Below are 8,431 nucleotides of genomic sequence, written 5' to 3'. Positions count from 1 at the left end.
GATCAGCCCGCCAGCCGCACGGTGGTCGTCGTACCCCAGATGGCCATCGAGAGCAGCAGGTCGACCACGTTGATGACCACGATCGAGGTCCGGACCGCCCGGCCGACCGCGACGCCGACGCCCGCGGGGCCGCCGGTGGCGTGGTAGCCGTGGTAGCAGTGCACCAGGATGACCAGCACCGCGAAGACCAGCACCTTGCCGAACGACCAGAGCACGTCGCCGGGAGGTAAGAAGAGATGGAAATAGTGGTCATACGTGCCCGTACTCTGCCCGTAGAAGGTCGTTACCGTCAGTCTGGTCGCAAAATACGACGCCAGCAGGCCAACGACGTACAACGGCACGATCGCGATCAGGCCCGCGATGATCCGCGTCGTGACCAGGAACGGCAGCGACGGGATCGCCATCACCTCCAGCGCGTCGATCTCCTCGCTGATCCGCATCGCGCCGAGCTGAGCGGTGAACCCACAGCCGACGGTCGCGGCGAGCGCGATACCCGCGATCAGCGGGGAGATCTCCCGGGTGTTGATGTACGCCGAGACGAAACCGGCGAAGGCCGAGGTACCGATCTGGTTCAGCGCGGCGTAACCCTGCAGGCCGACCTCGGTACCGGTGAAGAAGGCCAGGAAGGTGATCACGCCGACGGTGCCGCCGATCACCGCCAGGGCCCCGGTGCCGAGGGTGACCTCGGCCAGTAGCCGGGCGATCTCGCGGCGGTACCGCCGGACCGAACGCCCCGACCACGCGAGCGCCTTCAGATAGAACGCGAGCTGCTCGCCCAGCCGGTCCAGCGACCCGAGCGGCTTCTTCACCAGTACGTCGACCAGGGTGGGCATGCTCACGCCCCCTTCGGCGGAACGATCTGGAAGTAGATCGCCGTCATCGCGAAGTTCGCCACGAACAGCAACATGAAGGTGATCACAACGGACTGGTTCACGGCGTCACCGACGCCCTTCGGCCCGCCGCCGGCGTTCATGCCCTTGTACGACGCGACGACCGCGGCGATGAACCCGAAGACCAGCGCCTTGACCTGGCCCTGCCACAGATCGGGCAGATGCGCGAGCGCGGTGAACGAGGCGATATAGCTGCCGGGTGTGCCGTCCTGCAGCACCACGTTGAAGACGTAACCGCCCATCACGCCGACCACGCTGACGAAGCCGTTCAGGAAGAACGCGACCATCATGGTGGCGAGTACGCGCGGGACCACCAGGCGCTGGATCGGGTCGATGCCCAGCACCATCATCGCGTCCAGTTCTTCGCGGATCTTGCGCGCGCCGAGATCCGCGCAGATCGCCGATCCCCCCGCGCCCGCGATCAGCAGCGCCGTCGCGATCGGCGAGGCCTCCCGGACAACGGCCAGGACCGCGGCCGAACCGGTGAACGCCTGGGCGCCGAACTGCTTGATCAGGCCGCCGACCTGCAGCGCGATCACCGCGCCGAACGGGATCGCCACCAGCGCGGTCGGAATGATCGTCACGCTCGCCACGAACCAGGCCTGCTGCAGGAACTCCTTCAGCTGGAACGGCCGCCTGAACGACGCCCGCCCGGTGTCCAGGGCGAACGCGAACAATGAGCCGGCATGCTTGAGCGGCGCGGTGGCGGAGATCGTCACGAGACTCCTGCAGTGTCTGCGACGGCTCCTTCGAAGGAGCCTGGCGGAGGCGTTACGCCATTCTCCCGGCACCACTCGCCCGGCGGGCGCTGCGAGGGGCGCAGTACGCCGCTGCTGGGCAGTTGCTGCAACGGGATCGGCGGCAGCGGCGGCAGTTCCTGGTCGGACTCGCGGGCCAGCTCGTCGGCGTCCTTCTCCTCGGACATGCCGATCGGGCCGATGCGCTGCGCGTTCAGGAACTGGCGGACCACCGGCTCCTCGCTGGACAGCAGCATCTCCCGCGGGCCGAACATCGCCAGGTGCCGGTGGTAGAGCAGGCCGATGTTGTCGGGCACCGTGCGGGCGGTGTTGATGTCGTGGGTGACGATCAGGCAGGTCGCCTGGGTCATCTCGTTCAGATCGATGATCAGCTGGTTCAGGAACGCCGTCCGCACCGGGTCCAGACCGGAGTCCGGCTCGTCGAACAACAGGATCTCGGGCTCCAGCACCAGCGCGCGAGCCAGGCCGGCCCGCTTGCGCATACCGCCGGAGATCTCGCCGGGCAGCTTCTTCTCCGAGCCGACCAGGCCGACCATCTCCATTTTCTCCATCACGATGGAGCGGATCTCGGACTCGGACTTCTTGGTGTGCTCGCGCAGCGGGAAGGCGACGTTGTCGTACAGGTTCATCGAGCCGAACATCGCGCCGTCCTGGAACAGCACGCCGAACAACTTGCGGATCGAGTACAGCTCGCGCTCGGAGCAGGTGGCGATATCCGTGCCCTCGATGTGCACGTGGCCCCGGTCGGGCTTGAGCAGACCGATCAGGGTCTTCAGGAATACGGACTTACCAGTGCCGGAAGGGCCGAGCATCACGCAGATCTCTCCGGCCGGCAACGTCAGCGAAACGTCGCCCCAGATGAGTTGGCTACCGAAGGACTTGGTGAGGCCTTCGACCCGCACTTCTACGCCCACCGGTCCTCCTCACGGACTCCGTCACGGCCCCGACCGACGATGGCTCATCGGTTCAACGAGGCGACGCCGCCCTAGGTTACGCACGAGTCACTTAGGAACGTAACCCCTTGTTTCACGGCCGTGCGGGAGCCCTGGGTCACACTTCGGTCACCGTGGGCGGTACCGGCATCGCCGCAACCACCTGGCCAAGTGGTCTTGCGAGGCGATGGCAGGCGTGCGGGTGGGTCATGTACAGTCCTGCGAGTCACCCGCAGTAGCGGTCTGTTGGCAGAGATGAAGACAGCTGAAAGAGGACCTGTGCTGCGGTCAGGTACGTGGTTGAACCGAGCTACCGAACAGCTTCCGCCCCAAGGGCTGACCTCCCCCCAGCACGGTGACGCGCTGCCCCATCCGCGGACCGAGATCCTGGCCCTGACCGGGATCCGCGCCGTCGCCGCCATCGCGGTGGTCCTGCACCACATCCGGCTGCCCACCTCGGCGCCGCAACCGCTCAAGCAGCTGGTCGACGCCGGCTATATCGGTGTCCCACTGTTCTTCATGCTGTCCGGCCTCGTGCTCGCCTGGAACTACTCCACGCTGACACCGACGGACGGCACCAAGCTTTGGCGGTTCTACATCGCCCGGATCGCGCGCGTGATGCCGCTGTACTGGGTCGTGCTGTTCTACCTGGTGCTGGTGCGCGCGGCGCGCGGTATCCCGCAGGACGAACTGTGGCGCCACGCGCTGGCGATCCAGACCTGGTCGGGTGACTGGCTGGTCGGCCAGCAGGCCTACAACGCGCCGGGCTGGTCGATCTGCGTGGAGATCTTTCTCTACGCGATGTTCCCCTTCATCGTGCCGGTGATCGCGCTGATCGCCCGGCGGTACCACACGGCCGGCCTGGTGCTGGTGATCACCACCGCCTGGGCGTTCCAGCTGATCCTGGTCGGCTACTTCGCGGCTCTCGGCTGGGCCGATCTGCACGCGCGCGAGCCCAACTCCGCGCACCGCTGGCTCTACCGCAACCCGCTCACCCGGCTGCCCGACTTCGTCGTCGGTATCTCGCTCGCGTTCCTGCTGATGCGCGGGATCCGGCTGCGCGTGCGCGCCGCGAACGTGCTGCAGTTCGTGGTGATCGCCTTCGTGGTGGTGCTGTCGGCGCTACCGCGCGATGGCGGCCTGATGCGCGCGCTGTTCTACGGCGCGATGTGGACCGTTCCGTTCGGCGTACTGCTGTTGTCGCTGGCGGCGCAGCCCCGCGCCCTGCTGGCGCGGTTCCTGTCCACCCGGGTGATGGTGTCGCTCGGTACGGCCAGTTACGCGCTCTACCTGACCCACCGGCCGATCCTGCCCGGCCTCGGCCAGAACCTGGTCGAGCTGGACGGGATCAACCCGTACTTCATGGTCGCGGTGATTCTTGGCATGTGCCTGCTGATCGGCGAGGGCGCGCACCGCTTCATCGAGGTGCCGTGCCGCAAGGCCATTCTCAACCTGGTCCGGCGCCGTACCGCTGCCCCGACCGCCTCGGCAGACCGGGTTCCGGCGACGTCCGGCACGGGAGCCTCGTCATGACCACGACCACCGCGCCCGCAGCGAACCCCGCGACCAAGGTGACTTCAGTGACCAAGGTGACCTCCGTGACCGAACCGCACGGCCTGACCGCCACTGAGAACGGCGCCGCCCTGTCCCACCCGCGCGCGGAGATCCTCGCGCTGACAGGCCTGCGTGGACTGGCCATGTTCGGTGTGGTCGTGGCCAACATCGGCCTGCCGTCGTCGGTGCCGGGCCGCCTGGACAACCTGTTCGATACCAAGTGGCTCGCGCTGCCGTTGTTCGTGATGCTGTCCGGCTTCGTGCTGGCCTACAACTATCCGCAGCTCAGCCCGCGGGCCGGCCTGCGACGGCTGAGCCGGTTCTACCTGGCTCGGTTCGCCCGGATCGTGCCGCTGGCGGTCGCCGTACTGGCCTATCTGCTCGTGCTGCACAGCGCCTACGGCGTGGACGGCTGGATCGTCACGATCTTCAAGGACCAGGCCTGGGCGATCGGCCTGCTCGGCTGCCTGTACGTCGTATTCCCGGCACTGGTCTCGATGGTGCGCGCGACGATCGAGCGCAACGGATTCCGCGGCGTGCTGACGGTACTCGCCGGCGCCTTCGTGACCCAGGCCGCGATCGTGGCGGTGCTCTGGTCGATCGGTGGCCTGGAGGAGGACTCGCTCCGGGTGAACACGCTGTTCTTCCGCAACCCGCTGGTGTGGATCCCGACGTTCGTGATCGGGATGGCGCTGGCGTTTGTGGTCACCCGGGGCTTCACCCTCAAGGTCCGTACGGCGAACGTGCTGCAGGCGGTCTCGATCCTGGCGGTGGTGGCCGTCGCGTCGGACTACACCTCGGCGCGCACCGGCCGGTTCCTGTCCTACGGGCTGGTCTGGGCCGTGCCGTTCGCCCTGCTGATTCTCACCGTGGCGGTCTCGCGGCGATCCTGGCTGGCCCGGCTGCTCTCGACGCCGCTGATGGTCCACCTGGGCGTACTCGGCCTGGCGTGGTTCCTGTTCCACAAGCCCGTGCTGAACGGGATGGGCGAGCGGCTGGCCCACGGCAGCAACGTGTACGCCTACCTGATGGTGCTCGCGATCAGCGGAATCACCCTGCTGATCGCCGAAGGCGCCCACCGCTATCTGGAAGCCCCCGCGCGTGCTGCCGTGATGGCCCTCGCCCGCCGCTTCGACACCCGCCACTGACGTACAGCCCGGCGCTGCGCCGGGCTGACAGCTGGGCAACGAAAAGGGCGGTCCGGATTTCTCCGGACCGCCCTTCGCGGTTACTGCGGGCGGCTAGGCCGCCGTACTGCGGGAAGCGGCTAGGCCGCGACCATCACTTGAGGGTGACGGTGGCGCCAGCGCCCTCGAGGGCAGCCTTGGCCTTCTCGGCAGCTTCCTTGTTGGCCTTCTCGACGACAGGCTTCGGCGCGCCCTCAACGAGGTCCTTGGCCTCCTTCAGGCCGAGGCCGGTCAGGGTGCGCACCTCCTTGATGACCTGGATCTTCTTGTCGCCGGCCGACTCGAGGATGACGTCGAACTCGTCCTGCTCCTCGACCTCGGCAGCGGCGCCGCCGCCACCGGCCGGGGCGGCCGCAACGGCCACGGGAGCCGCAGCGGTGACGCCGAACTCCTCCTCGAACGCCTTCACGAACTCCGAGAGCTCGAGCAGGGTGAGCTCCTTGAACTGACCGAGCAGCTCTTCGGTGCTGAGCTTCGCCATTTTGGCGGTCCTTCCTAAGTGACTTGCTGGATGATTACTGAATGGGTCGTACGTGAGGACTCGTCAGCTCTCGGCTGACGCGGTCTCCTCGGTGCTCGCCTCGGCAGGCGCGTCGGCGGGTGCGTCCTGCACAGCCTCCGCAGCCGGTGCCTCGTCCGCCACGGGGGCGGCCTCGGCCGGCAGCTTGTCCTGCAGCGCCGCGAACAGGCGCGCGGCCTGCGACAGCGGAGCAGCGAACAGGGACACCGCGTTCTGCGGAGCCGCCTTCATCGCCCCTGCGAGCTTCGAGAGGATTACCTCACGCGACTCCAGGTCAGCGAGCTTGGTGATCTCGTTCGAGTCGAGTGCCTTACCTTCCAGCACACCACCCTTGATCACGAGATTCGGGTTGGCCTTGGCGAAGTCACGCAGGCCCTTGGCCGCCAGCACAGCGTCGCCCTTGATGAAGGCGATGGCTGAAGGTCCCTGGAGCAGCGAGTCGAACGACTCCACCCCGGCTTCCTTGGCCGCGATCTTGGTCAGCGTGTTCTTCACCACGGCGTAGTTCACGTCCGCACCGAGCGTAGAGCGCAGTTCGCGCAGCTGCGCCACGGTGAGTCCGCGGTACTCGGTCAGCACGGCGCCGTTAGAGCTCTTGAAGTTCTCAGTGAGCTCTGCGACGTCGGCAGCCTTGTCCGGCCTCGCCATGGGTCTCCTTCCGCCCTGTCAGCGACAGAGTTGGGCTTCATTGCCACACCGGCAGGACCCGAACATCGAAAACGCCCCTGCGCAGGCGCAAGGGCGTGAAAACATCCACTAACTTGTCACCTGCGCGGGCCGCCCACGATGAGTGGGACCTTAAGTCACTCCGGATGGAGCGACGACCAGCGGTCTTCGGCAGCGTCCAATGTAACCGCCTCACCCCACCCCCACCAAATCCACTGCCCCACCACTCCCGCGTCGGGCGTTCGGGATGCCCTCTCGCGCGCCCGTTTTACTGGTGGGTGGGTTCGTGTTGGGGGTGGGGTGGGATCCAGCGGCTCATCGCGGCGGCGGCGCCCCAGCCGGTTAGGCCCATCACCACGACTGCCGGGCCCAGTCCGCTCAAACCGGTCACGGCCGCGATCAGGAACGGCCCCGCGGCGACACCGGTATCCGCGCACAGGCGGAACGCCCCGAGGAACTGCGCCCGCCCTACCGGCGGCGAGGCGTCCGCGCCGAGTGTCATGATCACGCCCGCGCCGAGGCCGTTGCCGATCCCCATCAGCAGCGCCACCGCCGTGAACGGCATCAGCGAGTGCGTCAGCGGCAACAGCAGATGCGCGAGCCCGAGCACGGTCATCGAGGGAATGGCGACCCACTTGCGCCCGAACCGGTCCATCACCGAACCAGCCGGATAGAACAGCGCCATGTCGACGGCCCCGGACAAACCGAAGATCAAGCTGGTGGTCTCCGCGTCCAGCCCGATGTGCAACGCCCACAGCGGGATCACCACCTGGCGCGAGGCCCGGATCGCGCCGACCAGGAGAGCACCCATGCCGAGCGTACGGAGCACGGGCAGGTGGTCCCGGATCACCTCGCGGGTGCTCGGGCCCGCCAACCCGGTGCGGCCGGTACGACGTACGCCGCCGACGTCGGGCAGGCCGAGCAGCACCATGGCGGCCAGCCCGGCAGCGGCGAGGTGGACCCAGTAGGCGCCGTCGGTGCCGAGGAAGCGCATCGCCCCGGCGCCGAGGAACGGGCCGATGAAGGTGCCGATCCGCGCGACGCCGCCGAGCGTGGACAACGCCCGGGCCCGGAGCTGGATAGGTATGGCATCACTCAGATAGGCCTGCCGGGCAAGGCCCCAGACCGAACTGGCAAGACCGGTCACGACGATCGCGAGGGCCAGTCCCCATACCGTCGGCACCACCAGGCAGGCGGCGAGCGCGCAGCTGACCAGGCCGACCGCGAGCAACATGGCCCGCCGTTCGCCGATTCGCGAGGTCAGCGCGCCGGCCGGGATGTCCCCGAGCACCTGCCCGAGCCCCGCGGCCGCAACCACCAGACTGGCCACCGCCACCGAGGCGCCGAGTTCGCGGGCGGTGATCGCCACCACCGGCGCGATCGCGCCCTGACCGATGCCGTAGAGCAGTGCGGGCAGGTAGACCGAAGGCGCCATCCGCCACAGACTCACCGGCTCATCCATCCCCGCCATCGTGCCACCCCGCCGCCAAGTCAGGACAAGCGGCTCAGCAGTTGGTACGAGCTCGGCCGGTGCCGCCGTCGCGCGAGGGGTGTGCGGCCGGGCGGGCGCCGATTAGCCTGGTGAGGTGTTGAATCGGAGGTGATGAGCATGCACGCCGAAGTCGGTGATCGGCTGCGCATCAAGGGCCGAACGGTCGGCACCTCGGAGCGCCACTGCGAGGTCCTGGAGGTCCGCGGCGAGAACGGCGCTCCGCCGTACTGGGTCCGGTACAGCGACGGCCACGAGGCCCTCGTCTTCCCGGGGACCGACTGCCAGGTGGAACACCGCACGTCCTGACCGATCAGGGTCGCGTGGCGGTCGTAGCGCCAGGGGATCTGACCGAAGTTCGTTGAGCCCTGGACTCAGGGGTGGTTGCTCCTGACAATCGGGCCAGGTGGTGACGAACCACTCGCACGATCCCCT

The 8,431-nt window shown here is 67.8% G+C and carries 9 protein-coding genes; 3 read left to right on the top strand and 6 right to left on the bottom strand.

Going from position 1 to position 8,431, the window contains the following annotated elements; genetic code table 11:
* Window positions 1–2 precede the first annotated feature (2 nt).
* Genes ACFFGN_RS31880 through ACFFGN_RS31870 form a run of 3 tightly spaced genes read right to left on the bottom strand, consistent with a single transcriptional unit; the run spans window position 3 to window position 2,562 of the window.
* Complete coding sequence (locus ACFFGN_RS31880; RefSeq protein WP_380055501.1) at window positions 3–833, bottom strand: MlaE family ABC transporter permease; 831 nt, start codon at window positions 831–833, stop codon at window positions 3–5.
* 2 nt (window positions 834–835) lie between these two features.
* Complete coding sequence (locus tag ACFFGN_RS31875) at window positions 836–1,609, bottom strand: MlaE family ABC transporter permease (protein ID WP_380055498.1); 774 nt, start codon at window positions 1,607–1,609, stop codon at window positions 836–838.
* A complete protein-coding gene (locus ACFFGN_RS31870) occupies window positions 1,606–2,562 on the bottom strand; it encodes an ABC transporter ATP-binding protein (RefSeq protein WP_380055495.1) in 957 nt (318 codons plus the stop codon). The genes ACFFGN_RS31875 and ACFFGN_RS31870 overlap by 4 nt, the downstream gene beginning before the upstream one ends.
* A 318-nt stretch (window positions 2,563–2,880) precedes the next feature.
* Here ACFFGN_RS31870 and ACFFGN_RS31865 point away from each other — a divergent pair, with 318 nt between their 5' ends.
* Together ACFFGN_RS31865 and ACFFGN_RS31860 are read left to right on the top strand one after the other, a co-directional pair.
* A complete protein-coding gene (locus ACFFGN_RS31865) occupies window positions 2,881–4,113 on the top strand; it encodes an acyltransferase family protein (protein ID WP_380055492.1) in 1,233 nt (410 codons plus the stop codon).
* Complete coding sequence (locus ACFFGN_RS31860) at window positions 4,110–5,282, top strand: acyltransferase family protein (protein WP_380055490.1); 1,173 nt, start codon at window positions 4,110–4,112, stop codon at window positions 5,280–5,282. The genes ACFFGN_RS31865 and ACFFGN_RS31860 overlap by 4 nt, the downstream gene beginning before the upstream one ends.
* Window positions 5,283–5,415: 133 nt before the next feature.
* Here the strand turns inward: ACFFGN_RS31860 and rplL are convergent, their stop codons facing one another.
* From rplL to ACFFGN_RS31845, 3 genes are all read right to left on the bottom strand, one after another.
* Entirely contained in the window at window positions 5,416–5,802 is a 387-nt protein-coding gene (gene rplL / locus ACFFGN_RS31855; protein ID WP_380055488.1) for a 50S ribosomal protein L7/L12, read from the bottom strand.
* A 63-nt stretch (window positions 5,803–5,865) separates the two neighbouring features.
* Window positions 5,866–6,489 carry a 50S ribosomal protein L10 gene (gene rplJ / locus ACFFGN_RS31850; RefSeq protein ID WP_380055485.1) on the bottom strand — a complete coding sequence of 208 codons (624 nt, stop codon included), beginning with the start codon at window positions 6,487–6,489 and terminating at the stop codon, window positions 5,866–5,868.
* Between the two features lie 286 nt (window positions 6,490–6,775).
* The gene (locus tag ACFFGN_RS31845) at window positions 6,776–7,969 is read right to left on the bottom strand and encodes an MFS transporter (protein WP_380055482.1); all 1,194 of its coding nucleotides are present in this window, start codon (window positions 7,967–7,969) and stop codon (window positions 6,776–6,778) included.
* Window positions 7,970–8,116: 147 nt separating this feature from the next.
* Between ACFFGN_RS31845 and ACFFGN_RS31840 the strand changes: the two genes are divergently transcribed.
* Window positions 8,117–8,305, top strand: coding sequence for a DUF1918 domain-containing protein (locus ACFFGN_RS31840; RefSeq protein ID WP_380055479.1), 189 nt, complete (start codon window positions 8,117–8,119; stop codon window positions 8,303–8,305).
* Window positions 8,306–8,431 lie beyond the last annotated feature (126 nt).

The organism is Kribbella deserti, from assembly GCF_042434725.1.
Lineage (GTDB): Bacteria > Actinomycetota > Actinomycetes > Propionibacteriales > Kribbellaceae > Kribbella > Kribbella deserti.
This window is presented reverse-complemented; position numbering and strand designations above follow the sequence as displayed.